The organism is Pseudomonas vranovensis DSM 16006 (assembly GCF_000425805.1).
GTDB lineage: Bacteria > Pseudomonadota > Gammaproteobacteria > Pseudomonadales > Pseudomonadaceae > Aquipseudomonas > Aquipseudomonas vranovensis.
Window position 1 is genome coordinate 131,781 of record NZ_KE384455.1, and the last position, 25,759, is coordinate 157,539.

Genomic DNA, 25,759 nt, shown 5'->3' on the forward strand with positions numbered 1-25,759 from the left:
AATCTTCCTACTGTTTAGGGGCATCCAGCGGCGCCTGCATCTGCGCTTTCCAGCGCTCGATATTGCGTTGCAGCACCGCCTGAGACACGCCGGAGGCCGGCAATTCTGTCAGCTTTTTTGCCAATTGTCCGCGTATCCAGGCGTCATTACAGGCTGAATTATGGGACAGCGCCACATACAACCCCGGGCGATCCAGAGGCAAGCCGCGCGCCACCAGCTCATTGCCCATACCCAGTGATTGCGCCATGGCCATGCCGGAGTAACGTCCGGCCAGCACGTACTCCACCTGGCCAAGCAACAGCTGCTGGAACGCCTGGGTGAGGTTCTGTGCCGATGAGAGCTTCAAATTGGACTTGGCAAAGGCTTCGAATTCAGGCGTCAGTCGCGACTTTTGCGACAGACTGCCCTGACGCTCGTGCAGATCGGCCAGGCCATCGTAGAGCAGCGGTGAATCGTGACGTGTCCACACCAGGTACTCGTTGTGCATCAGCGGCGGATGCACATAGTCCAAGGCCGTCAGCTCTGCCACCACCAGGGGGGCATCGATCAGCATGTCCACCCGTCCGCTGCGCACTTCTTCAAGGGCCTCGCTGCGGCTGCCAGCGTAGAGAATTTCGACTTTCACCCCAAGCTGCGTCGCAACCTGGTTGAGCAGATCGGCGTTGGCGCCGATCAGATGCCTGGGGTCTTTAGGGTCACGCCACAGATAAGGCGGTGCGTCAGGACTGCCAGTGGCCACCAGGCGCTCGCACTTGCCCACAGCCATTGCCTGCGACGGCAGCAACACCGCAGCGAGCACCAGCGCCGTATTGATCCGGCCAAGCCATCCCATGCAACCGACTCCTTACCCTTCTTGCACAATAAAAAAGCCCGGTCCCACAAGTTGCGCAAGACTGGCTTGTGCAACCCGCCCGGACCGGGCCCTTTATAAGTGAAGCAGCGGGATTAAACCAGCTTCTCCAGCTCAGGTACGGCTTCGAACAGATCAGCCACCAGGCCGTAGTCGGCCACCTGGAAGATCGGCGCTTCTTCGTCCTTGTTGATCGCAACGATCACTTTGGAATCTTTCATGCCGGCCAGGTGCTGGATCGCGCCGGAGATACCGACGGCGATGTACAGTTGTGGCGCAACGATCTTGCCGGTCTGACCGACCTGCATATCGTTGGGTACAAAACCTGCGTCGACGGCAGCGCGCGAAGCGCCGACGGCAGCGCCCAGCTTGTCGGCCAGGGCGTACAGGTGCTTGAAGTTGTCGCCGTTCTGCATGCCGCGGCCGCCGGAAACGACGATTTTGGCAGCGGTCAGCTCAGGACGATCGGACTTGGCCAGCTCTTCGCCAACGAAAGCCGAAGTACCAGCGTTGTGGGCGGCAGCTACGGTTTCGACCGCAGCCAAACCACCTTCAGCGGCAACGGCATCGAAGCCGGTGGCACGAACGGTGATGACCTTGACGGCAGCGTTGGACTGCACGGTAGCGATGGCGTTACCGGCATAGATCGGGCGCTTGAAGGTGTCAGCCGATTCAACCGCAATGATCTCGGAGATCTGGTCGACATCCAGCAGGGCGGCAACGCGCGGCAGGATGTTCTTGCCGTTGGAAGTGGCAGGGGCCAGCACGTGGCTGTAGCCTTTGCCCAGCTCTGCGACCAGCGGAGCAACGTTCTCTGGCAGCTGGTGAGCATAAGCTGCGTTATCGGCAACCAGGACCTTGGCAACGCCAGCGATTTTCGCAGCAGCTTCGGCAACACCACCTACGTTCTGGCCAGCGACCAGCACATGGATGTCACCACCGATCTTGGCGGCAGCAGCAACAGTGTTCAGGGTGGCCGGGGCTACGGCACCGTTTTCGTGTTCAGCGATAACCAGGATAGTCATTTAGATTACCTTCGCCTCGTTCTTCAGTTTCTCGACCAGTTCAGCAACCGACTTGACCTTGATACCCGCGCTGCGAGCAGCCGGCGCTTCGACTTTCAAGGTCTTGTTGGTGGAGGCAGTGGAAACGCCCAGCGCGTCTGGAGTAACGGTCTCCAGCGGCTTCTTCTTGGCCTTCATGATGTTCGGCAGCGACGCGTAGCGTGGCTCGTTCAGGCGCAGGTCGGTGGTGACGATCGCAGGCAGGTTCAGCGCAACAGTCTGCAAGCCGCCGTCGATTTCGCGGGTGACGTTGACCTTGTCGCCAGCAACTTCAACCTTGGAGGCGAAGGTACCCTGAGCGAAACCGGTCAGCGCAGCCAGCATCTGGCCGGTCTGGTTGTTGTCGCTGTCGATGGCTTGCTTGCCAAGGATCACCAGCTGAGGTTGTTCTTTGTCGACCACAGCCTTGAGCAGCTTGGCTACGGCCAGGGAGGTCAGCTCATCGGCAGACTCAACCAGCACTGCACGGTCGGCACCCAGTGCCAGGGCAGTACGCAACTGCTCCTGAGCAGTGGCCGGGCCTACGGTAACGACCACGATTTCGCTCGCAACACCCTTCTCTTTCAGGCGTACGGCTTCTTCTACGGCGATTTCGCAGAAGGGGTTCATGGACATCTTGACGTTAGCAAGGTCGACGCCGGAGTTGTCCGCCTTGACGCGAACCTTGACGTTATAGTCGACCACTCGTTTGACAGCTACAAGAACCTTCATGGATTCCTCGTTACTCTCCGGTGAAAAGAATGTCGCCTGGGGCAAACCCGGCGATTGCGCGTGGGTACAAGGGCACCTCTAAAAACGATTGCAGCCGGTCGAATTCAACCCTGACCCAGCAGTCTCAATTTGACCTCGCAGGAGCAAAACCCGTGGTTCATTTTCTGTCGTGGTGTGTAAACTCCACTACAAAGCGGGTAAAGGCCTCAATGCCCTGCTTTTCGCCTGGTTTTTAGGGGTGCACCTGCATCCGACGGTCAGCCTACGGCGAGCGCAAAACCGCTCGTATCTTGACCGTAACGCCCAATCCGGTCAATACGGCAAACCGGTCAGCTTCAAGCCGCGCTTCTTTGATTTTACTGGCCTGCGGCAAATTCAAACAAACGTTTGTATTGGACCCCGCGAGTGGTGTAGATATAATGCGCGGCCAAGAGAAAGCGGTGTAGTCCGTCATCACTCGAGCTACAGCCCGAGCGCACTCAAAATGACCGCCTGACACCCGCCAACAAAGAAAAACCGATGAGCCTTGAGTAGGAGAGAACCTGTGGAACGCGAATACATGGAATTCGACGTGGTCATCGTCGGCGCCGGCCCGGCGGGCCTGTCCGCCGCCTGCCGACTGAAGCAGAAGGCCGCCGAAGCCGGTAACGAAATCAGCGTTTGCGTGGTTGAGAAAGGCTCTGAAGTCGGTGCCCACATCCTCTCCGGCGCAGTGTTCGAACCACGCGCCCTGAACGAACTGTTCCCGGACTGGAAAGAGCTCGGCGCCCCGCTCAACACCGCCGTCAAACGCGACGACATCTATGTGCTCAAGGATGCTGGCAGCTCGATCAAGGTCCCTGACCTGTTCGTGCCCAAGACCATGCACAACGAAGGCAACTACATCATCTCGCTGGGCAACCTGTGCCGCTGGCTCGCCCAGCAGGCCGAGAACCTGGGCGTGGAAATCTACCCAGGCTTCGCCGCCCAGGAAGCGCTGTTCGACGAGAACGGTGTGGTCCGCGGGATCATCACCGGCGACCTCGGCGTCGACCGTGAAGGCAACCCAAAAGACGGCCTGTACACCCCCGGCATGGAACTGCGTGGCAAGTACACCCTGTTTGCCGAAGGCTGCCGTGGTCATATCGGCAAGCAACTGATCAAGCGCTTCAACCTCGACAGCGACGCCGACGTCCAGCACTACGGCATTGGCCTCAAGGAAATCTGGGAAATCGACCCGGCCAAGCACGAGCAGGGCCTGGTGGTACACACCGCCGGCTGGCCGCTGGATGTGATGGCCAAGGAGAATACCGGGGGTTCCTTCCTGTATCACCTGGAGAACAACCAGGTGGTAGTCGGCCTGATCGTCGACCTGTCGTACGCCAACCCATTCCTGTCGCCATTCGACGAGTTCCAGCGCCTCAAGCACCACCCGGTGATCAGCCAGTACCTCGAAGGCGGCAAGCGCATCAGCTACGGCGCCCGCGCCCTGGCCAAGGGCGGTTTGAACTCGCTGCCGAAGATGGTCTTCGCCGGTGGCGCCCTGATCGGCTGCGACCTGGGCACCATGAACGTGGCCAAGATCAAGGGCAGCCACACCGCCATGAAGTCCGGCATGCTCGCCGCCGACGCAGTGGCCGACGCCCTACTGGCCGGTAGCGAAGGCGGCGACCAGCTCAACACCTACGTGGAGGCGTTCAAGGCCAGTTGGTTGTATGAAGAACTGTTCGCCAGCCGCAACTTCGGCCCGGCCATGCACAAGTTCGGCCCGATGCTCGGTGCGGCGTTCAACTACGTCGACCAGAACTGGTTCGGCGGCAAGCTGCCGTTCACCCTGCACGACACCAAGCCAGACTACGCCTGCCTGAAGCTGGCTGCCGACTCGAAGAAAATCGACTATCCAAAACCGGATGGCAAGTTGAGCTTCGACAAGCTCAGCTCGGTGTTCCTCTCAAGCACCAACCATGAAGAAGAGCAGCCGTGCCACCTCAAGCTTGCCGATGCGAGCATCCCGATCGGCACCAACCTGCCGCTGTACGACGAGCCCGCTCAACGCTACTGCCCGGCAGGCGTATACGAGGTCGTCACTCAGGAAGACGGCGCCAAGCGCTTCCAGATCAACGCCCAGAACTGCGTTCACTGCAAGACCTGTGACATCAAGGACCCTTCGCAGAACATCACCTGGGTCACGCCGGAAGGTGCCGGTGGTCCGACTTACCCGAACATGTAAGCCGGTTGGCAACAAAAAAGCCCCCTCGCCTCGTGGCCAGGGGGCTTTTTAATGCTCGCGGGGCAAGACCGTTCCTACCGCTACCTGCGGGAGTGGACTTGCCCCGCGATAATCTTCAGCATCGCACTACATCTTCCTCGAACGCTGCGACTTCCCGCCCCCCGAAATACATCGCCGTCAATAACCCCACCACCCCCATCACCAGCGCAAACCCCGCACATACCCAAGGGCTCCACGGCATCAACGCGATCAGCATCAGCGGTGTGGTACTGGCCCACAGGGCGTAGGCAATGTTGTAGGTAAAGGAAATACCCGACACACGAATCGGCGCCGGGAACAAACCGACCATCACCGACGGCACCACGCCCACTACACCGCACGCCAAACCCGCCAGGGCATAGGCCACGCCAGGCCATTCCCAACCGCTCACCAGGCTTGCGTACAAGGTGCCAATACCCAACGGCAGCATCACGCTGTAGAACATCAGCGCACGCCAGGCACCGATGCGGTCAACCAGCAACCCCGCCAGCACGCAGCCGATATTGAGAAAAACGATGCCCATGCTGCTCAAGGCAAATGTATGCCCGGCGTCCATGCCAAAGCGCTGCTGCATGATGGTCGGGGTAATCACCACCAGTACCACCACCGCCGAGGTCAGCACGCAGGTCAGCAGCACCGCTGGCGCCAGTGCCCGCCGATGCTCGCGCAGCACGGTGCGCAGCGGAAAGGCCACCGGTTGCTCACGACGTTCGCGCAAGGCCAGGAATACCGGTGTTTCGCTCAACCAACGACGCAGCCACACCCCGACCACACCGAACACACCGCCCAGCAGGAAGGGGTAGCGCCAGGCGTAGTCGAGAATCTCCTCGGCCGTGAACCACTGCGCCAGAGCTGTCGCTGTCAAGGCGCCGAGCAAGTAGCCAAACGTCAGGCCGGCCTGGAGGAAACCCAGGGCATAACCGCGGCGACCCACCGGGGCATGTTCGGCGACGAACACCCAGGCACTGGGTACCTCGCCGCCCACCGCCGCGCCCTGCAGAATGCGCAGGGCCAGTAGGATCAATGGGGCGAAGTACCCGATGTCGGCGTAGGTCGGCATGATGCCGATGAGCAAACACGGCAAGGCCATCATCAGGATGCTCAGGCTGAAGACCTTCTTGCGCCCCAGGTGATCGGCAAAATGCGCCATCAGGATGCCGCCCAGGGGTCTGGCCAGGTAGCCGGTGACAAAAATGCCAAAGCTCTGCAGCAAGCGCAGCCACTCCGGCATCTCTGGTGGGAAGAACAGCTGGCTCAGGGTCAGGGCGAAGAACACGAAGATGATGAAATCGTAGATTTCCAGCGCGCCACCCAAAGCCGCCAGGCTCAAGGTCTTGTGGTCACTGCGGCCCAAGCGAGTCGCTGGCGCAGGCGTGGTGGCTGTCATAGGGGCATCCATCAATCAGTGGGCAAATCAACGCGCACGCCGGCGCGCCTGGGCAAGCGCAAGAGGATAACAAAACGCACCCCAAGGGTGCGCAAGTGATAGCACGGCTCAGGACTGACGGGAGAACGCACTCGCGCCAAAGCTCATCCGTCGTGGTGTATAGGCTGGATGCGGGAGGCGCTCCGCAACACCCGGCAATTGCCCCAGCACCCTGGGCGCATCAATGATGCCCATGAAGGTCTGCAGGGTCTCGTTGTCGGGCACTTTGGGCAGGCTGATGTTCACAGCCTGGCGCTGGGCGTTCGGTATAGCGGGCACCTTCAGGTGCTGGGACTGGTACAGCAAGGCATGCTGGATCTGCGAATTGACCCGGCAGAAACGCTCAAGATCTACACCGACATGGTTGGCCAGGTCGATATTGCCCAGCAACAGGTTGAATGGCTGCAACGCACTTTGCACCAGACGCTGCAGGTCTTCGAAGCACTCCACGGGGGCAATGCGGTAATAGCCCATGCCGTTGAGCATCTTCTCCAGTTGCATCAGCTGCATCGGGTGTTCGTCGGCGATCAGAATCCGCATGGATTTGTTTGGCATCGTCTATGACCAAGGCTTGAGAGCGTTAGTGACGTTCCTTGACCATACTGCGCCAATATTTCAACTACAGGCTGGAGGCGGGCAATCCGCCTGTGAAAGGGTCTTCACTGATAGTTGTAGGGAATCGGCCAGAAATCAAGCAAAGCCAGGACGGAATTTTCAGTACCCCTGGCTCTTGCCCCTAACCCTCCTTCTGACGCGTGCCGACACGGCAATGTTTCATGGCGTTGACGATGTGCTTTTCCACCAGGCTGCGAAAGATCCCCAGGCGCTCGGCAATCTCCGGATGGGACAGGCCTTCGAGCTTTCGCAACAGAAAGCTGTCGCGACACGGTGCGCTCAGCTCATCCAGCGCCCGTGGCATCAGTACCAGTCGCTGGCGCAGTTCCAGGTCCCGGGACGGCGACGGCGACGGCGAAAAGAAACGCTCATCGGTGGCGAGCACCTCCAGCGGCTCGACCTGCCTCAACAAGCCACGGCAATGCCCGTCAATGACCAGGTTCAAGGCCGTACGGTAAAGGATGGCGCGGGGGTGTTCGATGTCGGACTTGCCTGTTCGCTCCAGCGCGGGCGTGTAGGCGCCATGGACAACATCTTCGGCTGCCCGGCGGTTACCCAGGCGGGCACAAAGGAAACTCACCAGTTCTCGATAGTAGTTTTCCAACACAACACCTGGCCGCGACGACGGCATCTTCCTGACTCTGCTAGCGAGTGATCGTATCGAGCAGATATGAATGATGGCAGTTTGCAATAATACAAATTACAATCATTTGCATCTATCGCGCTCCGAACGTTGCGCCACCTGATCACCTGTTGACCGTACCCCGCACCCTTTTCAGCTGGAACCCTGCATGAGACGTCCTTTGAACAAACGCCGCCTGCTACTTTGCGGCCTTGGTCTGCTTAGCCTGAGCGCCCTGCTCGCCTGGAAGACCCTGCCTGCCGGCGGCGACCCGTTGAGTACGGTCAGCGTCACCCGCAATGATATCGAAAGCAGTGTCACGGCACTGGGCACCTTGCAGCCCAGACGCTACGTGGATGTCGGCGCGCAGGCTTCCGGGCAGATCCGCACGCTGCATGTAGAGGTGGGTGACCCGGTCAAAGCCGGCCAACTGTTGGTCGAAATCGATCCCTCGACTCAGCAGGCCCGGCTCGATGCCGGACGCTACTCCATCGACAACCTCAAGGCCCAGCTCACCGAACAGCAGGCCCAGTACCAACTGGCCGAGCAACAGTACAAGCGCCAACGCAACCTGGCCACTGGCGGTGCTACCCGCGAAGAAGACGTGCAAAGTGCCCAGGCCCAGCTCAAGGTTACCCAGGCGCGCATCGACATGTACCGCGCCCAGATCCGCCAGGCGCAGGCAAACCTGCGCAGCGATGAAGCAGAACTGGGGTACACCCGTATCTACGCACCGATGTCGGGCACTGTGGTGGCCGTCGATGCCCGCGAGGGCCAGACCCTAAACGCCCAGCAACAGACCCCCTTGATCCTGCGTATCGCCAAGCTGTCACCGATGACCGTCTGGGCCCAGGTATCGGAAGCCGACATCGGTCATGTCAAACCTGGCATGGCGGCCTATTTCACTACCCTGGCCGGCGGCAAGCGTCGCTGGAACAGCACAGTACGCCAGATCCTCCCGGTACCGCCAAAACCGCTGGACCCCTCCGGCCAGGGTGGCGGCAACCCGGCCAGTACCAGTGGCAGCGGCGCCAGCGGCAAAGTGGTGCTGTACACCGTGCTGCTGGATGTCGACAACCCCGACAACGCCCTGATGGCCGAGATGACTACCCAAGTATTCTTCGTCGCCGGACGCGCCAGCAAGGTGCTGACCGTGCCAGTGGCCGCGCTGGATGACGATGCCAACGCCGAGGGCATGCGTATCGCCCAGGTGCTGGACGCCAATGGCAAGGTCGAGCAGCGCCGGGTACGCACCGGGCTCAGTGATCGCTTGCGGGTACAGGTACTCGATGGCCTGGCCGAAGGTGAGCGGCTTTTGATCGGCGCACCCGTTGCCAGCGGAGGTTGAGGTGAGCACACCGCTGATCGAACTGCGCGACATTCGCAAATCCTATGGCGGGGTCGACACGCCCAAGGTCGAGGTGGTGCGCGGCATCAGCCTGGCCATCCACCCCGGCGAGTTCGTGGCCATCGTCGGCGCCTCCGGTTCCGGCAAATCGACCCTGATGAACATCCTCGGCTGCCTGGACCGCCCGACGTCGGGTGAGTACCTGTTCGCTGGCAAGAACGTGGCCGACCTGGACAGCGACGAGCTGGCCTGGCTACGCCGTGAAGCCTTCGGTTTCGTGTTCCAGGGCTACCACCTGATTGCCTCGGGCTCGGCCCAGGAGAACGTCGAGATGCCGGCGATTTATGCCGGCACACCGGCCGCCGAACGCCATGCCCGTGCTGCCGCCCTGCTTGATCGACTGGGGCTCGCCAGCCGTACCGGCAATCGCCCCCATCAACTCTCCGGCGGCCAGCAACAACGCGTGTCAATCGCCCGGGCACTGATGAACGGTGGCCATATCATTCTCGCCGACGAACCCACAGGTGCTCTCGACAGCCAGAGTGGCACCGAGGTCATGGCCTTGCTCGACGAGCTGGCCAGCCAAGGCCACGTGGTCATCCTGATCACCCATGACCGCGAAGTGGCAGCGCGGGCCAAGCGCGTCATCGAGATCCGCGACGGCCTGATTGTCGATGACTCGACCCGCGAACACGCCATCGAGCAAGGTCATGCCCCCGGCCTGCAGGCTGAAGACCTGCGCCAGCGCCTGGACCAGGGCGCTACCCAGAGCGACGCCTGGAAAGGCGAACTGCTCGAGGCCCTGCAGGCGGCCTGGCGGATCATGTGGATCAACCGCTTTCGCACCGCCCTGACCTTGCTTGGCATCGTCATCGGCGTGGCCTCGGTAGTGGTGATGCTCGCCGTTGGCGAAGGCAGCAAGCGCCAGGTCATGGCGCAGATGGCGGCGTTCGGCTCGAACATCCTCTATCTGAGTGGCAGTGCGCCAACCCTGCGCGAGCCGGCGGGCGTCGTGACCCTGGATGATGTTGCCGCCGTGGGCAGCCTGCCCCAGGTGAAGATGATCATGCCAGTGATCGGCAACACGCTGATGGTGCGCTACGGCAACAACAACCAGTCGTTCTATGTGGGCGGCAACAACATCTTCTTCTCCGAGATTTTCAACTGGCCCGTGGTCAAGGGCAGCTTCTTCACCGAAGCCGACGAACAGTCCGCGGCCGCCGTGGCGGTGATCGGCCAGAAGGTCCGGGAAAAGTTGATGGGCGATCAGGTCGACCCCATCGGCCAGTACATCCTGGTGGAGAATGTGCCCTTCCAGGTGGTCGGTGTACTCGAGGGCAAGGGCGCCAGCTCTGGCGACCAGGACAGCGACGAGCGCATCGTGGTGCCCTACTCGGCCGCCGCCATCCGCCTGTTCGGCAGTCGCGACCCAGAGTACGTGACCATCGCCGCCGCCGACTCGCGACGGGTGGCCGAAACGGAAGCGGCCATCGACACGCTGATGCGCAAACTGCACAACGACAAGCACGACTTTGAACTGAGCAACGACGCGGCGCTGATCCAGGCCGAAGCACGTACCCAGAACACGCTGTCGCTGATGCTCGGCTCGATCGCCGCCATCTCGTTGCTGGTTGGCGGCATCGGTGTGATGAACATCATGCTGATGACCGTGCGCGAGCGCACCCGCGAAATCGGCATCCGCATGGCCACCGGCGCGCGGCAGCGCGACATCCTGCGTCAGTTCCTCAGTGAAGCGGTGTTGCTGTCGATGGTCGGCGGCCTCACCGGCATCGCCCTGGCCGTTCTGATCGGCGGCGTGCTGCTGCTGGCCAACATCGCCGTGGCCTTCTCCCTGACTGCAGTCCTCGGCGCCTTTGCCTGCGCGGTGGTTACCGGGGTGGTGTTCGGCTTCATGCCGGCGCGCAAAGCCGCCCGACTCGACCCGGTCAAAGCCCTTACCAGCGAATAATCCATGAACCTGCCCAGCCGTCTCAGCCTGTTGTCCATCAGCCTGTTCATCGCCGCCTGCAGCGCCACGTCCACGCCACCACAAAGTGGACTGCAAGCGCCGACAAGCTGGCAAAGTCTGGACGCCAGCACCGACCAGCCGCTGCCTGGCGACCATTGGTGGCAAGCGTTTGCCAGCGCACCGCTCAATCAACTGATCGAGCAGGCACGCCTCGGCAGCTTCGACCTGGCCGCCGCCGCAGCGCGCGTTCGCCAGGCCCAGGCCTCGGCGGTGATCGCCGGGGCGCCGTTGCTGCCGGAGGTCACGTTCGGCCTGGACGCCAGCCGCCAGCGCCTGCTGCGCGGCGATGGCTTCGACCAACTCGATGCCAGCGACTATGAGCGAACCAGTACGTCGTTCAACACCCGCTTGAGCGCCAGTTACGAGATCGACTTCTGGGGCGGCAAGCGCGCGGCCCGCGACAGTGCCCTGCATGACCTGGACGCCAGCCGCTTCGATCGCCAGACCGTCGAGCTGACCCTGCTCAGCGGCGTCGCCAACAGCTACCTGCAAAGCCTGGCCCTGGCCGAACAGGTACGCATAGCCCGGCTCAACCTGGCCAATGCCGAGGACGTGCTGCGCCTGGTGCAGACTCGTTACGACTCGGGATCGGCGACCGCCCTGGAGCTTGCCCAGCAACGCAGCCTGGTGGCCGGACAAGCACGCCAGGTGCCATTGTTCGAACAGCAACTGCAAGAAGCGCGTGTCACGCTGGCGACCTTGCTGGGTGAGCCGGTGCAACAACTGGCGCCGATCCAGGAGGTCATCGATGGGCTGCGCTGGCCTGGCATCGGCAGTGGCGTGCCCAGCCACCTGCTCAGCCGCAGGCCTGATATCGCCGCCGCCGAGGCACGCCTGGCGGCGGCCCAGGCGGATGTCACCGTGGCCCGCGCGGCGATGTTGCCAAGCTTTACCCTGGGTGCGGATCTGGGCTCGGGGGCCGATACATTCGCCCGCCTCCTGCGCAGCCCCTACTACACCCTGAGTGCGGGGCTCGCGGCACCGATCTTCAACAATGGTCGGTTGAACGCCGAGCGCGACAAGGCCCGGGCTGTGGAACAGGAGCTACTGGAGCGTTATCGCGCCAGCATCATGGACGGCTTTGCCGATGTCGAAAAAGCGCTGAACGGCATCAGCGGCGTGGACAACCAGCGCCAGTGGCAAGACCAGGAAGTCGAACAGGCGCACATTGCCTTCGCCCTGTCTGAACGCCGCTACCGAGCCGGCGCCGAAACCTTGCTGACGGTGCTTGAAACCCAGCGCACCCTGTACCAGGCCCAGGACCTGCAAGTACAGCTGCGCCTGGCTCGGCTGCAAGGCAGCGTGGCACTGTACAAGGCACTGGGTGGCGGTTGGCAGGCCCGCTAGGCCCCACCTGAGTGTGCCGAAGCGGATCAACCCGTGCGCAGCGGCACCTGCAGCAGCACGCGCAACCCGTCGCTGCGACTGTCGAAGCGCAGGGTACCGGCACAGCGCTGGACAATGGCCTGGACAATCGCCAGGCCCAGGCCGCAACCGCCGCTCTGGCCATGACGCCAGAAGCGCTCGGTCAAGTGCTCCAGGTCCTGCTCGGCAATACCGGGGCCGTGATCGCGCACGGTGAAGGCCACTCGGCCCTTGTCCATGTGTACGGCCAGTTCCACAGGCTCGGTGCCCCGGGTATGGCGCAGGGCGTTGTCCAACAGGTTGCGCAAGGCCGTCACTGCCAGCGGCGCCGGCATGCCCAGATAAACCTGGGCGGCGCCTGGGTCCAGCTGCAGCGCGATGCGCTGCGAATCACCCAACCCGGTGTCCTGAATGGCCTGGCGCGCCACCTGCTCTGCGCTGCACTGCACGCCGTCCTCGAACGACAGGCTGCCCTCCACCCGCGCCAGCAACAGCAATTGCTCCAAAGTCCGGTGCAACCGGTCGGCGCCCTGTTCGGCGTGTTCAAGCGCCTGCTCGCGGATGTCGCCATCGGTCATCCGTGCCACCTGCAGGTGGGTCTTGATCGCGGTCAGGGGTGTGCGCAGCTCATGGGCGGCATCGTCGGTCAGCCGGCGCTCACGCTCGATGGTCTGGGCGATGCGCTGGAACAACTGGTTCTGGGTATCGAGCAGCGGCTGCAATTCGCCGGGCAGGCCACGCACCTGCAAGGGCTCCAGGGCATCGGGGCTGCGCCTGCGCAGGGCATCGCGCATGCGGTTGAGCGGCGCCAGGCCCTTGCCGACACCGATCCACAGCAGCCCCAGGCTCCCGAGCAGGGCGACCAGTACCGGCGCCGAGGCGGCCAGCAGAATCGAGCGGTTCAGCGCCTCGCGCTCCTGATGACGGTCTGCCGTGGTAATGCGTACATCACCACGGTAATAGGTGAAGGTGCGCCAGCGCGCATCATCGATGGTCTGGTCGCGAAAACCGCTGCGATCATCGTTCAACACCTGGTCGTTGCTGTGGTTGCGGGCGATGATTTCACCGCGCAACGAACTGACCTGGCACGCCATGCCATCGGGCACGCTGAGCTGGTCGGCACTGATTTTGGTGCTCTCGCCCTTGCTCACCAGCGGCTGCGGCATCTGGTCGATCAGGCCTGCAACCATACGCGCCGAGGCCACCAGGCGCTGGTCCAGGGAGAACATCATCTGATGGCGCAGATCGCGGAGCATCCAGGCCGCCGCCAGTGCCCAGATCACCACGAAGGCAGCCCCCAGGATCAGGGTCAGGCGTACACGCAGGCTCATGATTGCGAGGTCTCGGGCAGTTGCGCAGGGCCCAGGCGATAACCCAGGCCGCGTACGGTTTCGACAATGCCGTTGCCCAGCTTGCGGCGCAGGTGATGGATATGCACGTTCAAGGCGTTGCTCTCGACCTCGTCGCCAAAACCATAGACGCTGTCCTTGAGTTGCTCGCTGGACAGCACCCGGCCACGGTTGTGCAGCAGCGCCTGCAACAGCGCCTGCTCACGCCGCGACAAATCCACCGGGACACCGCCCAGGCAGGTTTCCCGGCTGCTGGGGTCGTAGCTCAGCGGGCCATGTTCGATGATGTTGACAGCCCTGCCTGCCGACCGGCGCAACAAGGTGTGCAAACGCGCCGCCAGTTCCCGCAGGTCGAAGGGCTTCAACAGGTAATCGTCGGCACCGGCCTGCAGGCCGTCGACCCGGTCGGTGATAGCGTCGCGGGCGGTGAGCACCAGCACCGGCAGGCTGTGGCCCTGCTGGCGCAGGCGCTGGAGCAGCTTGAGCCCGTCTTCGTCGGGCAGGCCCAGGTCCAGGACCATTACATCAAAGCTTGCCGCCTCTAGCAGCGCCTGCGCAGCGCTGGCCGTAGCCACCCGATCCACGGTCATGCCCTGGGCGGCAAGCCCTGCGGCGATGCCACTGGCAATCAGGTCGTCGTCCTCGCAGAGCAGTACGTGCATGGTCGGTCTCGGGGCTAAAAGTGGGCAGTGAAGCGCAGGCGCATTAAGTCAGGATTATGCCGTGCCAGGGCCGGAACGTCGCGGTCGGGCCGACAATCGATGCCGAGCGGTTAACACTCGGTTAATCGAACCCGGCCAGCATCGACCGCTCATCGCACTGCCAAGGCTTCGAGATGCGCGTTTTACTGATTGTCCTGATGTTCGTATTCAGTGGCCTGACCCAGGCCAACCCCTTTGCCAAAAGTGAATTCCTGCCGGTCAACGAGGCGTTCGTGTTCAGCAGCGAACGGCTGGCCAGCGGCGAAATGCGCCTGCACTGGAAAATCACCGACGGCTACTACCTCTACCAGAAGCGCCTGAAGTTCGACGGTCTGCCCGCCGAGCAGCAACCTGCACTGCCAGAGGCCCTGCCCCACCAGGACGAGTACTTCGGTGAAACCCTGGTGTATCGCGGTGAGCTGGAGCTGATTCTGCCCGCCGACGCAAGCGGCCAATTGCGCATGGGCTGGCAAGGCTGTGCCGATGCCGGCCTGTGCTACCCGCCGCAAACCAGCCTGGTCAGCCTGAGCGACACGCCGGCCGACGGGCAGGCGGCTGGGCAAGCCAGCGATCAGGCGCTGGCCGGCGGCTTGCAACAGTCGAGCCTGGCCTGGAGCCTGCTGGCGTTCCTCGGTCTTGGCCTACTACTGGCCTTTACCCCGTGCTCGCTGCCGATGCTGCCGATTCTCGCCGGGCTGGTGCTGGGCAATGGTGTCAGCGCCCGCCGTGGCTGGGCGCTGGCCAGCGTCTATGTACTCAGCATGGCCCTGGTCTATGCCGCCCTGGGCGTGGTTGCCGCGCTGTTGGGTGCCAGCCTGCAGGCCTGGCTGCAACAACCCTGGCTGTTGGGCACCCTGGCAGCGTTGTTCGTACTGCTGGCCTTGCCGATGTTCGGCGCCTTCGAGTTGCAGTTACCCGTCTGGCTGCGTGACCGCCTGGAACGCGCCGGGCATGGCACCAAGGGCGGCAACCTGTACGGCGCGGCGTTGCTGGGCGCCCTGTCGGGGCTGCTGATGGGGCCGTGCATGACCGCGCCGTTGGCCGGCGCGCTGCTCTACATCGCCCAGAGTGGCAACGCGGTGCATGGCGCCCTGGTGCTCTTCACCCTGGGCCTGGGCATGGGCTTGCCACTGCTGTTGCTGGTCACCCTGGGCAATCGCTACCTGCCGCGCCCCGGCCCGTGGATGAACCTGGTCAAGGGCCTGTTCGGCTTCGTGTTCCTGGCCATGGCGCTGTACACCTTGCGCACCGTGCTCGAGCCTTCGCTGTGGCTGGGCCTGGCCGGTGCCTGGCTGATTGCCCTGGCCTGGGCGGCATGGCCGGCGCTGCATAACCTGCGGGCTGTGCGTGCCGCACCCTTGATACTGGGTTTCTGGGGCAGCCTGCTGGTGATCGGTGCCGCTGCCGGTGGCGACGACCCCTGGCAACCGCTACAGCCTTTCCGTGCCGGCAGCGGCACGGTCGCCAGCGTGGCGCACACCGACGCCTTCGCCACCGTGACCCAGCCAGTCGAGCTGCAGCGCGAACTGGATGCGGCCAAAGCCCAGGGCCAATGGGTGATGCTGGACTACTATGCCGACTGGTGCGTGTCGTGCAAGGTAATGGAAAAACAGGTATTCGCCCGCGCCGATGTGCTGGCCGCACTGGACGGCGTACGCCTGATACGCCTGGATGTGACCGCCGATGCCACGCCGAGCCGCGAGCTGATGCAGCGTTACCAGGTGCCGGGCCCACCCAGCCTGATCTGGATCGGGCCGGAGGGCAACGAGCGTCGAGCGCGCCGTATCACGGGTGAAATCGACGCGAAGAGTTTCCTCGAACAATGGGCGCAGACCCGGAGTCAAGGCTGATGCTGACCGTAAACCTCGGGCCGTTGAACATGGCCATGAACCACCTGCTGCTGCTCTGCGCGCTGACGCTGGCCACCCTGGTCGGCTGGCGGGTGGCCAAACGCGGGGGCGACAACCCGGAATCCGTGCTGTTCAGCCTGTTCCTGCTCGGCCTGCTCGCCGCCCGCCTGGGCTTTGTGCTCAGCTACTGGCCGATGTACCGCGATGACCCCCTGCAAATTGTCGACCTGCGCGATGGCGGCTTTCTGCCCTGGCCCGGCCTGCTGGCCGTGGCGGTGGGCGCCTTGTGGCAGGGTTTTCGCCGTCCCACTCTGCGCCGCCCCTTGGGCTGGGGACTGTTCAGCGGTGCGCTGTTCTGGCTGTTGGGCAGCCTGGGCAGTCACCTGTATGAGCAAGGCACGCAATTACCCGACACCAGCCTGCGCAAGGCCGACGGCCAGGCCGTACAGCTGAGCGCCTACCGTGGCCGGCCCCTGGTGATCAACCTATGGGCCACCTGGTGCCCGCCGTGCCGGCGCGAAATGCCCGTTTTGCAGCAAGGCCAGAATGAACGCCCGGACATCACCTTCCTGTTCGTCAACCAGGGTGAATCGCCGCAAACGGTCAGTAACTTCCTCGCCACCACCGGCCTGAACCTGTCCCATGTGCTGTTCGACAGCGGCGGCCAACTGGCCCAGCAGGTCGGCTCCATGGCCCTGCCCACTACCTTGTTCTACAACGCCGACGGTCGACTGGTCGGCAGCCACCTGGGCGAGCTGTCGCGGGCCAGCCTCAGCCACGCCCTGGAATCCTTCGAGCGCCCCGCCGCACCCGCCGTCTCCGACACTTCAAGGAATGACACATGCACGCTTTGCTGAAACTGCCCCTCACGTTCACCCTCGGCCTGCTGGCCAGCCAGGCGGTCATCGCCGAGGACCTGCCCAAGGCGGTCCAGCAGATGGAAGCCAAGGGGGTAAAAATCAAAGGCAGCTTCGACGCGCCCAATGGGCTGCGCGGTTATGCCGGTGAATACCAGAGCCGCGGCATGGCCCTTTACCTGACGCCCGATGGCAAGCACGTACTGGTCGGCAGCCTGTTCGATGAACAGGGCAAGGACCTGAGCGAAGCGCCCCTGGAGAAACTGGTCTACGCCCCGATGGCCAAGGAGATCTGGGCGAAGATGGAAAAGACCGCCTGGATTGCCGACGGCAAGGCCGACGCGCCACGCATCGTCTACCTGTTCAGCGACCCGAACTGCCCGTACTGCAACATGTTCTGGCAGCAGGCACGGCCGTGGGTCGAGTCGGGCAAGGTGCAGTTGCGCCACATCATGGTCGGTATCATCCGTGAAGACAGCCCAGGCAAGTCGGCCGCACTGCTGGCCAGCAAAGACCCGATCGAGGCCCTGCACACTCACGAAAAGGCCGGCAAGGCCAGCACCCTCAAGGCACTGGAGAAGATCCCGGCCGACGTCCAGGCCAAGCTCGACGCAAACCTGGCCACCATGGAAGAGTTGGGCCTGTCGGCCACCCCGGCGATCTTCTACCTCGACGAGCAGCAACAGCTGAAAACCCAGCAAGGTGCGCCACGGCCAGAAATGCTCGGCAAGATCCTGGGTAAACGCTGACAGCCTGAGCGCACGCCCTGGCGCCCAGAACGCCGGCAATGAAGTAGGCCGGAGCTCAATCGGCCCGGGGCTGGCTAACGATGATCTGATACGGCTGGAAGATGCGCAGCAGTTCGCCCTGGTCACGCAATTGCTGCAACAGGCCGGCGAACGCCTCGCCACTGATCGGTGCACCGGGACGTAGCAGTGCATAGTGGTGATAGACCTGGTCAACCCGTTCCGAAGCGCGTAACGCCTGGGCACTCTGCGGATTGCGGGCCTGAAAATCACTCAGGTAGGAACGGGTGACCAGGGCAACATCCGCCCGCCCGCGCTCGACCATCAACAGGTTGCTGTCGTGGGAATAAGTCAGGGTCGCCGTGAAGTGCTCGACCAGGTACTTGGGGTCGGACTTGAAATCGGCGAAGGCGTAGTGATAGCCGCTGTACAGGGCCAGGCGCTTGCCCGTGAGGTCGGAAAAATAGCTTTCGTCGCGCTCGGGCAAGTGCTGGGTGACATACACCTCGGCATCTTCCAGCCCCATGTCCACCGCCACGTGGGGGATCTCCTGCCAGTCCCACTGGGGGTTTTCGAAGATCGCCATGTCGGTGCGACCTTGCTTGAAATCACCAAAGCGCCGCGGGATCGAGGTGGGCACGAGGACGAACCGATAGTGCTGCTGGGCAGCGTTCAAGGCATCGACCAACTGCGGCAGCAAACCGGTGTCGGCGCCTTTCTCCGGGCGCACCGTATAGGGAGGAAAATGCGCCGCGCCGATTTTGACTTCGATTTCCTCGCGTGCCTGGGCTGGTATCACCATCCACAGGGTGGTGAACATGAGCAGCAAGGATCTGGCCTGCGCCATGGGCGTTGGAGTCAAAGCAACACACTCTTTGCGGGTTAGAGCCGAATTGAATCTAAGCTAGGCGTTTTCCGCGCGCGGTACAACAGCCGATTGTGCCAAAAGGCCAGCAAGCGGCATTTCGCCAGGGGATACCCCACAGGCCCGACTTTGGCTACGCTCTAGCGAGTCTTGCAAGGGAGCCTACTATGGGCCATTGGCTGGTGATCGACCTGGAAGCAACCACGGATGACGGCGGTTGGCCAGTCACGGATATGGAAGTCATCGAAATCGGAGCGACGCTGGTCAACCGCCAGGGTCGTGAGGTAGATCATTTCCAGCGTTTCATCAAACCGCGGCGCCGGCCGCAGCTGACCCCCTTCTGCCGAGAGCTGACCCATATCAGTCAGGCCAATGTCGACACGGCGGCGGGGTTCGGCGAGGTGTGGGGGCAATTCGAGCGCTGGATCGGCCATCATCAGGCGCATCTGGAAGCCTGGGTCAGCTGGGGTGATTACGATCGACAGCAACTGGTTCAGGAGTGGCAACTGCACAACCTCCAGAGCCTGCTGGCCAGCACACCCCACATCAACCTCAAGCAACGCTTTGCCAAGGCTCGGCACCTGCAACGGCCACTGGGCCTGAACGGTGCATTGCAGCTGGCCGGATTGCAGTTCAGCGGCCAGCAGCACCGGGCCCTGGAAGACGCCCGCAACACGGCGCGCCTGCTGCCGTTGACCCTGCCGCCAGGCGGCTTCTGAAAGCGGATGACGGCGCCAGGAGCCTTGGGCATACTGGCCAGCCTTTTCAGCCCCTTTTCAGGAGTCGCCCATGTTTAAGGTCAACGAGTACTTTGATGGCACGGTCAAGTCGATCGCTTTCGGCACTGCCGAAGGCCCGGCCACGGTTGGCGTAATGGCCCCCGGCGAGTACGAATTCGGCACCGCCCAGCGTGAAATCATGCACGTGGTGTCTGGCGCCCTGACCGTCAAGCTGCCTGACAGCGACAACTGGGAAACTTTCAGCGCCGGCAGCCAGTTCAATGTGCCTGCCAACAGCAAGTTCCAGCTCAAGGTAGCGGTGGACACTGCCTACCTGTGTGAGTACCGCGGCTGAACCGGGTACTGCACTGACCGGGTGGGGGCGGATTCATCCGCTTCCACCCTCGGTATCATCGCAAAAACGCTGCAACCCTCTGCGCCGCAGTTGCCAGATGATCTGCATGACTGAACCCCGACGCCTTCAACGGCTTCAGGTCATGATCCCCCGCCTCCAGCCAGCACACTTCGATCGCCGGCGATAACACATACTCCTCCACTGCCTGGCGGTTCCCCAGGGCATCTCGCTCGCCCTGAATGATCAGCGTCGGCGTCTTCAGTTCCGCCAAGTGTGCTACCCGTGGCTTTTCCGGCTTACCCGCCGCGTAGAACGGATACCCCAGGCACACCAGCCCATCGGCGCCCAATTCGTCAGCCAGCAGACTGGCCATGCGCCCGCCCATGGACTTGCCGCCAATGGCCAGCGTCCCAGTGGCCAAAGGTCGCACCTGCGCGTACACCTCGCGCCAGCACTCAAGCAGCTTGGCCTGCGTATTCGGCGGCCTTTTGCCACCATCGAGGCGCCGTTGCGCCATATACGGAAACTCGAAGCGCAGTACCCCCAGCCCTTGCGCCGCCAGCCTTTGCGCGATGTCGTCCATGAACCCGCTGTCCATCGGCGCCCCTGCGCCATGGGCCAGGATCAGGCACCGCACAGGTGCGCCATCCCCCTGATTTTGCGGGGCATTCCAGCGCCAGCCGCGGGTTTCGACCAGCTGTGCCCATTGATCCCCGTCAATACCGGCCAGTTGCCCATTACTCATGCTTGCCTCGCTGTTTAGTCTGCCTATAACCGTGGATGGGAACCCATACATGAACACAACCAGCAGTACCGCCTACAACTACAAGGTGGTCCGCCAATTCGCCATTATGACGGTGGTGTGGGGAATCGTCGGGATGGGGCTCGGCGTTTTTCTTGCCGCGCAACTCGTCTGGCCTTCGCTCAACTTCGACCTCCCCTGGACCAGCTTTGGACGCCTGCGTCCACTGCATACCAACGCGGTGATCTTCGCCTTCGGCGGTTGCGCACTGTTCGCCGCCTCCTACTACTCGGTCCAGCGTACCTGCCAGACCACCCTGTTCTCTCCACGCCTTGCCGCCTTTACCTTCTGGTCATGGCAACTGGTAATCGTGCTGGCTGCCATCACGCTGCCGCTGGGTTATACCAGCTCCAAAGAGTACGCAGAACTGGAGTGGCCGATCGACATCCTGATCACCATCGTCTGGGTCGCCTACGCCGTGGTGTTCTTCGGCACCCTGATGAAGCGCACCACCAAGCACATCTATGTGGGTAACTGGTTCTTCGGTGCATTCATCATCACCGTGGCCATCCTGCACATCGTCAACAACCTGGAACTGCCGGTCAGCCTGACCAAGTCCTACTCGCTGTACAGCGGCGCCACCGACGCCATGGTGCAATGGTGGTACGGCCACAACGCCGTGGGCTTCTTCCTGACCGCAGGCTTCCTGGGCATGATGTATTACTTCGTGCCCAAGCAGGCCGAACGCCCTGTGTACTCTTATCGCCTGTCGATCGTGCACTTCTGGGCCCTGATCACCCTGTACATCTGGGCCGGTCCGCACCACCTGCACTACACCGCGCTGCCCGACTGGGCCCAGTCGCTGGGCATGATCATGTCGCTGATCCTCCTGGCCCCGAGCTGGGGCGGCATGATCAACGGCATGATGACCCTCTCCGGCGCCTGGCATAAGCTGCGCAGCGATCCGATCCTGCGTTTCCTGGTGGTCTCGCTGGCGTTCTACGGCATGTCGACCTTCGAAGGCCCGATGATGGCCATCAAGACCGTCAACGCCCTGTCGCACTACACCGACTGGACCATCGGCCACGTACACGCCGGCGCCCTGGGTTGGGTAGCGATGATTTCGATCGGCGCGCTGTACCACATGATTCCGAAAGTCTTCGGTCGCGAGCAGATGCACAGCATCGGCCTGATCAACGCGCACTTCTGGCTGGCCACCATCGGTACCGTGCTCTACATCGCCTCGATGTGGGTCAACGGCATCGCCCAGGGCCTGATGTGGCGTGCAGTGAACGCCGACGGCACGCTGACCTACTCCTTCGTCGAAACCCTGGTGGCCAGCCACCCTGGCTTCATCGTGCGCTTCGTCGGCGGGGCGATCTTCCTGACCGGCATGCTGCTGATGGCCTGGAACACCTGGCGCACCGTGCGTGCTCCGGTGGCCACGACCGCCCCTGCCGCTGCGCAGCTGGCCTGAGGAGACCGAGATGAAACACGAAGTAATCGAGAAGAACGTCTTCCTGCTGGTGCTGTTGATGGTGTTTGCCGTCAGCATCGGCGGCCTGACCCAGATCGTCCCGCTGTTTTTCCAGGACGTCACCAACAAGCCGGTCGAGGGCATGAAGCCCTACACCGCGCTGCAACTCGAAGGCCGCGACATCTACATCCGCGAAGGCTGTGTGCAGTGCCACTCGCAGATGATTCGTCCGTTCCGTGCCGAGACCGAGCGCTACGGCCACTACTCGGTCGCCGGTGAAAGCGTCTGGGACCACCCGTTCCTGTGGGGTTCCAAGCGTACCGGCCCGGACCTGGCCCGTGTCGGCGGCCGTTACTCCGATGACTGGCACCGTGCCCACTTGTACAACCCGCGCAACGTCGTGCCCGAGTCGAAGATGCCAGCCTACCCGTGGCTGGTGGCAAGCCAGGTCGACAGCAGCCACACCGAGACCAAGCTGCGCACCATGCGCACCCTGGGCGTGCCATACACCGATGCCGACATCAGCGGCGCGGTTGAGTCGCTCAAGGGCAAATCCGAGATGGATGCGCTGGTTGCCTACCTTCAGGTGCTGGGCACCGCGATCAAGAACAAGAGGTAAGGGCCATGGACTTGACACTGGATATCGGTCAACTGCGCGGCCTGGGCACCCTCCTGGTGGCCATCGCCTTCATCGGCCTGTCGCTGTGGGTGTTCAACGGTCGGCGCGACCGGGAATTTGCCGAAGCCAGCCTGCTGCCGTTTGCCGACGACCGCCAGGCACCTGCCAATGAACCCGAATCGAGGAGTAACGGGCAATGACCACCTTCTGGAGTACGTACATCAGCGTACTGACCATCGGCAGCCTGATCGGCCTGACCTGGCTGTTGCTGGCAACGCGCAAGGGCGAGAAGCCCGGCACCAGCGACCAGACTATGGGCCACAGCTTCGACGGCATCGAGGAGTACGACAACCCGCTGCCCAAGTGGTGGTTCTGGCTGTTCGTGGGCACCCTGGCTTTCGGGGTCGGCTATTTGATCCTCTACCCGGGCCTGGGCAACTGGAAAGGCATCCTGCCCGGCTATGAGAATGGCTGGACCCAGGTCAACGAATGGCAAAAGGAAATGGACAAGGCGGACGCCAAGTTCGGCCCGATTTTCGCCAAGTTTGCTGCCATGCCGGTGGAGGAAGTAGCCAAGGACCCACAAGCGCTGAAAATGGGTGGCCGCCTGTTCGCCTCCAACTGCGCGGTGTGCCATGGCTCCGACGCCAAGGGTGCCTACGGCTTCCCCAACCTCACCGACAAGGACTGGCGCTGGGGCGGCGAGCCGGACACCATCAAGCAGTCGATCATGAGCGGTCGCCACGGCGTGATGCCAGCCTGGGCGGAAGTGATCGGCGAGCAAGGTGTGGCCGATGTTGCCGGCTTCGTGCTGACCAACCTCGACGGGCGCAAGTTGCCTGAAGGCACCAAGGCCGACATCGCCAATGGCCAGAAGCTGTTCGCCGCCAACTGCGTGGCCTGCCACGGTCCTGAAGGCAAGGGCACCCCGGCCATGGGCGCGCCAGACCTGACTCACCCGCAGGCTTTCATCTACGGTTCAAGCTTTGCCCAGCTGCAGCAGACCATCCGTTACGGCCGCCAGGGCCAGATGCCTGCCCAGCAAGAGATCCAGGGCAACGACAAGGTCCACCTGCTGGCCGCCTATGTCTACAGCCTGTCCCAGGAAGAACCGGCCCAGGGCGAGAGCCTGACTGCCAAGTGAAATCTTCGCGTAACTGAGCCTTGACTCAAACCGCCGCCTCCACCCGGATGCGGCGGTCCCCTTTCCCGCTTGCGACCAAGTGTCGCACCTCCCCCGCCACCCCGCCTTGCACCCGCCTTGAACACAACTAAGCTTGTTGCCACAGCGACCGCAACCGAAGGGCCGATGAACCCCACGGGCGGCGGTGCCAGTTGAAGAATGCGTGCAAAGGTAGATGGGATCGGCTCGACCTCTTCGTCCCCCTTCAGGGCAAACGAAATATGGTCACAGCAAGCCTGACCGATTGGACAAGAATTTGTGGATAACGGTACACATATCAAGCAGATAATTGTGTACACTTCGTCCGCCAACAATGCTCGAAACAGCGGTAGATCGGGCTTTGGCAAAGGTCGGCGCGGGAGCCATCGCGTTGCAATAACCACACGGTTTATACATACTTGCGCCGATTTTTTAACCTACAAAAACACCCAAACCGTGGAACCTTAGAATGAGCACAGCAATCAGTCCGACTGCTTATAACTATAAGGTCGTCCGCCAGTTCGCCATCATGACGGTGGTCTGGGGGATCCTTGGCATGGGGCTTGGCGTCTACATCGCCTCGCAACTGGTATGGCCCCAGCTCAACCTGGACCTGCCATGGACGAGCTTCGGCCGCCTGCGCCCACTGCACACCAACCTGGTGATCTTCGCCTTCGGTGGCTGTGCACTGTTTGCCACTTCTTATTATGTCGTGCAGCGAACCTGCCAGACGCGACTGATTTCCGACAGCCTCGCCGCCTTTACCTTCTGGGGCTGGCAAGCGGTGATCGTCGGTGCGCTCATTACCCTGCCACTGGGTTACACCACCACCAAGGAATACGCCGAGCTGGAATGGCCAATCGCCATTTTGCTGGCCATTGTCTGGGTGACCTATGGCGTGGTGTTCTTCGGTACCATCGTCAAGCGCAAGACCAAGCACATCTACGTGGGTAACTGGTTCTACGGTGCCTTCATCGTGGTGACCGCGATGCTGCACATCGTCAACCACGCGTCCCTGCCCGTCAGCCTGTTCAAGTCGTACTCGGCCTACTCGGGTGCAACCGACGCCATGATCCAGTGGTGGTACGGCCACAACGCCGTAGGTTTCTTCCTGACCACCGGCTTCCTGGGCATGATGTACTACTTCGTGCCGAAACAGGCCGAACGCCCTATCTACTCCTATCGCCTGTCGATCGTGCACTTCTGGGCGCTGATCACCCTGTACATCTGGGCCGGTCCGCATCACCTGCACTACACCGCGCTGCCAGACTGGGCGCAGTCGCTGGGCATGGCGATGTCGATCATTCTCCTGGCACCAAGCTGGGGCGGCATGATCAACGGCATGATGACCCTGTCGGGCGCCTGGCATAAGCTGCGCACCGACCCGATCCTGCGCTTCCTGGTGGTTTCACTGGCGTTCTACGGCATGTCGACCTTCGAAGGCCCGATGATGGCCATCAAGACCGTCAACTCGCTGTCGCACTACACCGACTGGACCGTTGGCCACGTACACGCCGGCGCCCTGGGCTGGGTAGCAATGATCTCTATCGGCGCCCTGTACCACATGATCCCGAAAGTCTACGGCCGCGAGCAGATGCACAGCATCGGCCTGATCAACGCGCACTTCTGGCTGGCAACCATCGGTACCGTGCTCTACATCTCCTCGATGTGGGTCAACGGCATCACCCAGGGCCTGATGTGGCGTGCAATCAACGACGACGGCACCCTCACCTACTCCTTCGTCGAAGCCCTGCAGGCCAGCCACCCTGGCTATATCGTCCGTGCCCTGGGCGGTGCGTTCTTCGCTTCCGGCATGCTGCTGATGGCGTACAACGTCTACCGTACCGTGCGCGCTTCGAAGCCGGCCGAAGCTGAAGCCGCCGCTCAGATCGCTGTAGTTGGAGCTCACTGATGAAGCATGAAGTAGTCGAGAAGAATATCGGCCTGCTGGCCTTCTTCATGGTCATCGCCGTGAGCATCGGCGGCCTGACCCAGATCGTCCCGCTGTTTTTCCAGGACGTCACCAACAAGCCGGTCGA

General features: G+C 62.5%; 24 protein-coding genes and 1 pseudogene. 15 read left to right on the forward strand and 10 right to left on the reverse strand.

Annotated elements, in window-relative coordinates; translation table 11 throughout:
• Positions 1-7 precede the first annotated feature (7 nt).
• The 3 genes from H621_RS0121620 to H621_RS0121630 form a co-directional block, all read right to left on the reverse strand.
• A complete protein-coding gene (locus H621_RS0121620) occupies positions 8-832 on the reverse strand; it encodes a substrate-binding periplasmic protein (RefSeq protein WP_036990277.1) in 825 nt (274 codons plus the stop codon).
• 113 nt (positions 833-945) lie between these two features.
• Positions 946-1,875 (reverse strand): electron transfer flavoprotein subunit alpha/FixB family protein, encoded by a 930-nt coding sequence (locus H621_RS0121625; RefSeq protein ID WP_028945367.1) that lies wholly within the window; start codon positions 1,873-1,875, stop codon positions 946-948.
• Positions 1,876-2,625: an electron transfer flavoprotein subunit beta/FixA family protein gene (locus H621_RS0121630; RefSeq protein WP_028945368.1), complete on the reverse strand. Its 750-nt coding sequence runs from the start codon at positions 2,623-2,625 to the stop codon at positions 1,876-1,878.
• A 544-nt stretch (positions 2,626-3,169) separates the two neighbouring features.
• Between H621_RS0121630 and H621_RS0121635 the strand changes: the two genes are divergently transcribed.
• Positions 3,170-4,834, forward strand: coding sequence for an electron transfer flavoprotein-ubiquinone oxidoreductase (locus H621_RS0121635; protein ID WP_028945369.1), 1,665 nt, complete (start codon positions 3,170-3,172; stop codon positions 4,832-4,834).
• A gap of 115 nt (positions 4,835-4,949) precedes the next feature.
• Here the strand turns inward: H621_RS0121635 and H621_RS0121640 are convergent, their stop codons facing one another.
• From H621_RS0121640 to H621_RS0121650, 3 genes are all read right to left on the reverse strand, one after another.
• Complete coding sequence (locus tag H621_RS0121640) at positions 4,950-6,260, reverse strand: MFS transporter (protein ID WP_028945370.1); 1,311 nt, start codon at positions 6,258-6,260, stop codon at positions 4,950-4,952.
• A 108-nt stretch (positions 6,261-6,368) separates the two neighbouring features.
• Positions 6,369-6,854: a response regulator gene (locus H621_RS0121645; RefSeq protein WP_028945371.1), complete on the reverse strand. Its 486-nt coding sequence runs from the start codon at positions 6,852-6,854 to the stop codon at positions 6,369-6,371.
• 181 nt (positions 6,855-7,035) lie between these two features.
• On the reverse strand, positions 7,036-7,518 hold the full coding sequence (locus tag H621_RS0121650; protein WP_028945372.1) for a sigma-70 family RNA polymerase sigma factor: 483 nt from the start codon (positions 7,516-7,518) through the stop codon (positions 7,036-7,038).
• 187 nt (positions 7,519-7,705) lie between these two features.
• Between H621_RS0121650 and H621_RS0121655 the strand changes: the two genes are divergently transcribed.
• The 3 genes from H621_RS0121655 to H621_RS0121665 are packed head-to-tail and all read left to right on the forward strand — an operon-like array spanning position 7,706 to position 12,260.
• Positions 7,706-8,884, forward strand: coding sequence for an efflux RND transporter periplasmic adaptor subunit (locus H621_RS0121655; RefSeq protein ID WP_028945373.1), 1,179 nt, complete (start codon positions 7,706-7,708; stop codon positions 8,882-8,884).
• Between the two features lies 1 nt (position 8,885).
• The gene (locus H621_RS0121660; RefSeq protein ID WP_028945374.1) at positions 8,886-10,853 is read left to right on the forward strand and encodes a MacB family efflux pump subunit; all 1,968 of its coding nucleotides are present in this window, start codon (positions 8,886-8,888) and stop codon (positions 10,851-10,853) included.
• Positions 10,854-10,856: 3 nt separating this feature from the next.
• Positions 10,857-12,260, forward strand: a complete 1,404-nt coding sequence (locus tag H621_RS0121665) for an efflux transporter outer membrane subunit (protein ID WP_028945375.1) — start codon at positions 10,857-10,859, stop codon at positions 12,258-12,260.
• Positions 12,261-12,286: 26 nt separating this feature from the next.
• Here H621_RS0121665 and H621_RS0121670 read toward each other — a convergent pair whose 3' ends face one another.
• Together H621_RS0121670 and H621_RS0121675 are read right to left on the reverse strand one after the other, a co-directional pair.
• Positions 12,287-13,609 (reverse strand): ATP-binding protein, encoded by a 1,323-nt coding sequence (locus H621_RS0121670; protein ID WP_028945376.1) that lies wholly within the window; start codon positions 13,607-13,609, stop codon positions 12,287-12,289.
• Positions 13,606-14,289, reverse strand: a complete 684-nt coding sequence (locus H621_RS0121675) for a response regulator (RefSeq protein ID WP_028945377.1) — start codon at positions 14,287-14,289, stop codon at positions 13,606-13,608. The genes H621_RS0121670 and H621_RS0121675 overlap by 4 nt, the downstream gene beginning before the upstream one ends.
• A 173-nt stretch (positions 14,290-14,462) precedes the next feature.
• Between H621_RS0121675 and dsbD the strand changes: the two genes are divergently transcribed.
• The 3 genes from dsbD to dsbG are packed head-to-tail and all read left to right on the forward strand — an operon-like array spanning position 14,463 to position 17,784.
• Positions 14,463-16,178 (forward strand): protein-disulfide reductase DsbD, encoded by a 1,716-nt coding sequence (gene dsbD / locus H621_RS0121680; protein ID WP_028945378.1) that lies wholly within the window; start codon positions 14,463-14,465, stop codon positions 16,176-16,178.
• A complete protein-coding gene (locus H621_RS0121685; protein WP_028945379.1) occupies positions 16,178-17,035 on the forward strand; it encodes a prolipoprotein diacylglyceryl transferase family protein in 858 nt (285 codons plus the stop codon). Before dsbD ends, H621_RS0121685 begins: the two co-directional genes overlap by 1 nt.
• The gene (gene dsbG / locus H621_RS0121690; protein WP_028945380.1) at positions 17,020-17,784 is read left to right on the forward strand and encodes a thiol:disulfide interchange protein DsbG; all 765 of its coding nucleotides are present in this window, start codon (positions 17,020-17,022) and stop codon (positions 17,782-17,784) included. The genes H621_RS0121685 and dsbG overlap by 16 nt, the downstream gene beginning before the upstream one ends.
• A gap of 55 nt (positions 17,785-17,839) precedes the next feature.
• Here the strand turns inward: dsbG and H621_RS0121695 are convergent, their stop codons facing one another.
• Positions 17,840-18,643 carry a substrate-binding periplasmic protein gene (locus H621_RS0121695; RefSeq protein WP_028945381.1) on the reverse strand — a complete coding sequence of 268 codons (804 nt, stop codon included), beginning with the start codon at positions 18,641-18,643 and terminating at the stop codon, positions 17,840-17,842.
• A gap of 170 nt (positions 18,644-18,813) precedes the next feature.
• Here H621_RS0121695 and H621_RS0121700 point away from each other — a divergent pair, with 170 nt between their 5' ends.
• Positions 18,814-19,365, forward strand: a complete 552-nt coding sequence (locus tag H621_RS0121700) for a 3'-5' exonuclease (protein WP_028945382.1) — start codon at positions 18,814-18,816, stop codon at positions 19,363-19,365.
• Between the two features lie 70 nt (positions 19,366-19,435).
• Positions 19,436-19,720, forward strand: a complete 285-nt coding sequence (gene ppnP / locus H621_RS0121705; protein WP_010225980.1) for a pyrimidine/purine nucleoside phosphorylase — start codon at positions 19,436-19,438, stop codon at positions 19,718-19,720.
• A 55-nt stretch (positions 19,721-19,775) separates the two neighbouring features.
• Here the strand turns inward: ppnP and H621_RS0121710 are convergent, their stop codons facing one another.
• Positions 19,776-20,465 carry an alpha/beta family hydrolase gene (locus H621_RS0121710; protein ID WP_028945383.1) on the reverse strand — a complete coding sequence of 230 codons (690 nt, stop codon included), beginning with the start codon at positions 20,463-20,465 and terminating at the stop codon, positions 19,776-19,778.
• Positions 20,466-20,514: 49 nt separating this feature from the next.
• Between H621_RS0121710 and ccoN (H621_RS0121715) the strand changes: the two genes are divergently transcribed.
• The 6 genes and pseudogenes from ccoN (H621_RS0121715) to H621_RS29035 form a co-directional block, all read left to right on the forward strand.
• On the forward strand, positions 20,515-21,939 hold the full coding sequence (gene ccoN / locus H621_RS0121715; protein WP_028945384.1) for a cytochrome-c oxidase, cbb3-type subunit I: 1,425 nt from the start codon (positions 20,515-20,517) through the stop codon (positions 21,937-21,939).
• A gap of 10 nt (positions 21,940-21,949) precedes the next feature.
• Positions 21,950-22,558 (forward strand): cytochrome-c oxidase, cbb3-type subunit II, encoded by a 609-nt coding sequence (gene ccoO / locus H621_RS0121720; RefSeq protein WP_028945385.1) that lies wholly within the window; start codon positions 21,950-21,952, stop codon positions 22,556-22,558.
• 5 nt (positions 22,559-22,563) lie between these two features.
• The gene (locus H621_RS0121725; protein ID WP_371919709.1) at positions 22,564-22,758 is read left to right on the forward strand and encodes a cbb3-type cytochrome oxidase subunit 3; all 195 of its coding nucleotides are present in this window, start codon (positions 22,564-22,566) and stop codon (positions 22,756-22,758) included.
• On the forward strand, positions 22,755-23,702 hold the full coding sequence (gene ccoP / locus H621_RS0121730; RefSeq protein ID WP_028945387.1) for a cytochrome-c oxidase, cbb3-type subunit III: 948 nt from the start codon (positions 22,755-22,757) through the stop codon (positions 23,700-23,702). The genes H621_RS0121725 and ccoP overlap by 4 nt, the downstream gene beginning before the upstream one ends.
• Positions 23,703-24,189: 487 nt before the next feature.
• Positions 24,190-25,632: a cytochrome-c oxidase, cbb3-type subunit I gene (gene ccoN, locus H621_RS0121735; RefSeq protein ID WP_028945388.1), complete on the forward strand. Its 1,443-nt coding sequence runs from the start codon at positions 24,190-24,192 to the stop codon at positions 25,630-25,632.
• Positions 25,632-25,759: pseudogene (locus H621_RS29035) on the forward strand (cytochrome-c oxidase, cbb3-type subunit II); the annotation flags it as partial. The gene ccoN (H621_RS0121735) and the pseudogene H621_RS29035, both read left to right, overlap by 1 nt.

Coding starts and splice junctions, on each gene's coding strand:
- dsbD (WP_028945378.1), top strand. CDS start 14,463: ATGCGCGTTTTACTGATTGTCCTGATGTTCGTATTCAGTGGCCTGACC.
- H621_RS0121710 (WP_028945383.1), bottom strand. CDS start 20,465: ATGAGTAATGGGCAACTGGCCGGTATTGACGGGGATCAATGGGCACAG.
- H621_RS0121625 (WP_028945367.1), bottom strand. CDS start 1,875: ATGACTATCCTGGTTATCGCTGAACACGAAAACGGTGCCGTAGCCCCG.
- H621_RS0121700 (WP_028945382.1), top strand. CDS start 18,814: ATGGGCCATTGGCTGGTGATCGACCTGGAAGCAACCACGGATGACGGC.
- H621_RS0121670 (WP_028945376.1), bottom strand. CDS start 13,609: ATGAGCCTGCGTGTACGCCTGACCCTGATCCTGGGGGCTGCCTTCGTG.
- H621_RS0121725 (WP_371919709.1), top strand. CDS start 22,564: ATGGACTTGACACTGGATATCGGTCAACTGCGCGGCCTGGGCACCCTC.
- dsbG (WP_028945380.1), top strand. CDS start 17,020: ATGCACGCTTTGCTGAAACTGCCCCTCACGTTCACCCTCGGCCTGCTG.
- H621_RS0121665 (WP_028945375.1), top strand. CDS start 10,857: ATGAACCTGCCCAGCCGTCTCAGCCTGTTGTCCATCAGCCTGTTCATC.
- H621_RS0121645 (WP_028945371.1), bottom strand. CDS start 6,854: ATGCCAAACAAATCCATGCGGATTCTGATCGCCGACGAACACCCGATG.
- ccoO (WP_028945385.1), top strand. CDS start 21,950: ATGAAACACGAAGTAATCGAGAAGAACGTCTTCCTGCTGGTGCTGTTG.
- ccoN (WP_028945384.1), top strand. CDS start 20,515: ATGAACACAACCAGCAGTACCGCCTACAACTACAAGGTGGTCCGCCAA.
- H621_RS0121620 (WP_036990277.1), bottom strand. CDS start 832: ATGGGATGGCTTGGCCGGATCAATACGGCGCTGGTGCTCGCTGCGGTG.
- H621_RS0121685 (WP_028945379.1), top strand. CDS start 16,178: ATGCTGACCGTAAACCTCGGGCCGTTGAACATGGCCATGAACCACCTG.
- H621_RS0121655 (WP_028945373.1), top strand. CDS start 7,706: ATGAGACGTCCTTTGAACAAACGCCGCCTGCTACTTTGCGGCCTTGGT.
- H621_RS0121640 (WP_028945370.1), bottom strand. CDS start 6,260: ATGACAGCCACCACGCCTGCGCCAGCGACTCGCTTGGGCCGCAGTGAC.
- ppnP (WP_010225980.1), top strand. CDS start 19,436: ATGTTTAAGGTCAACGAGTACTTTGATGGCACGGTCAAGTCGATCGCT.
- H621_RS0121630 (WP_028945368.1), bottom strand. CDS start 2,625: ATGAAGGTTCTTGTAGCTGTCAAACGAGTGGTCGACTATAACGTCAAG.
- H621_RS0121675 (WP_028945377.1), bottom strand. CDS start 14,289: ATGCACGTACTGCTCTGCGAGGACGACGACCTGATTGCCAGTGGCATC.
- ccoP (WP_028945387.1), top strand. CDS start 22,755: ATGACCACCTTCTGGAGTACGTACATCAGCGTACTGACCATCGGCAGC.
- ccoN (WP_028945388.1), top strand. CDS start 24,190: ATGAGCACAGCAATCAGTCCGACTGCTTATAACTATAAGGTCGTCCGC.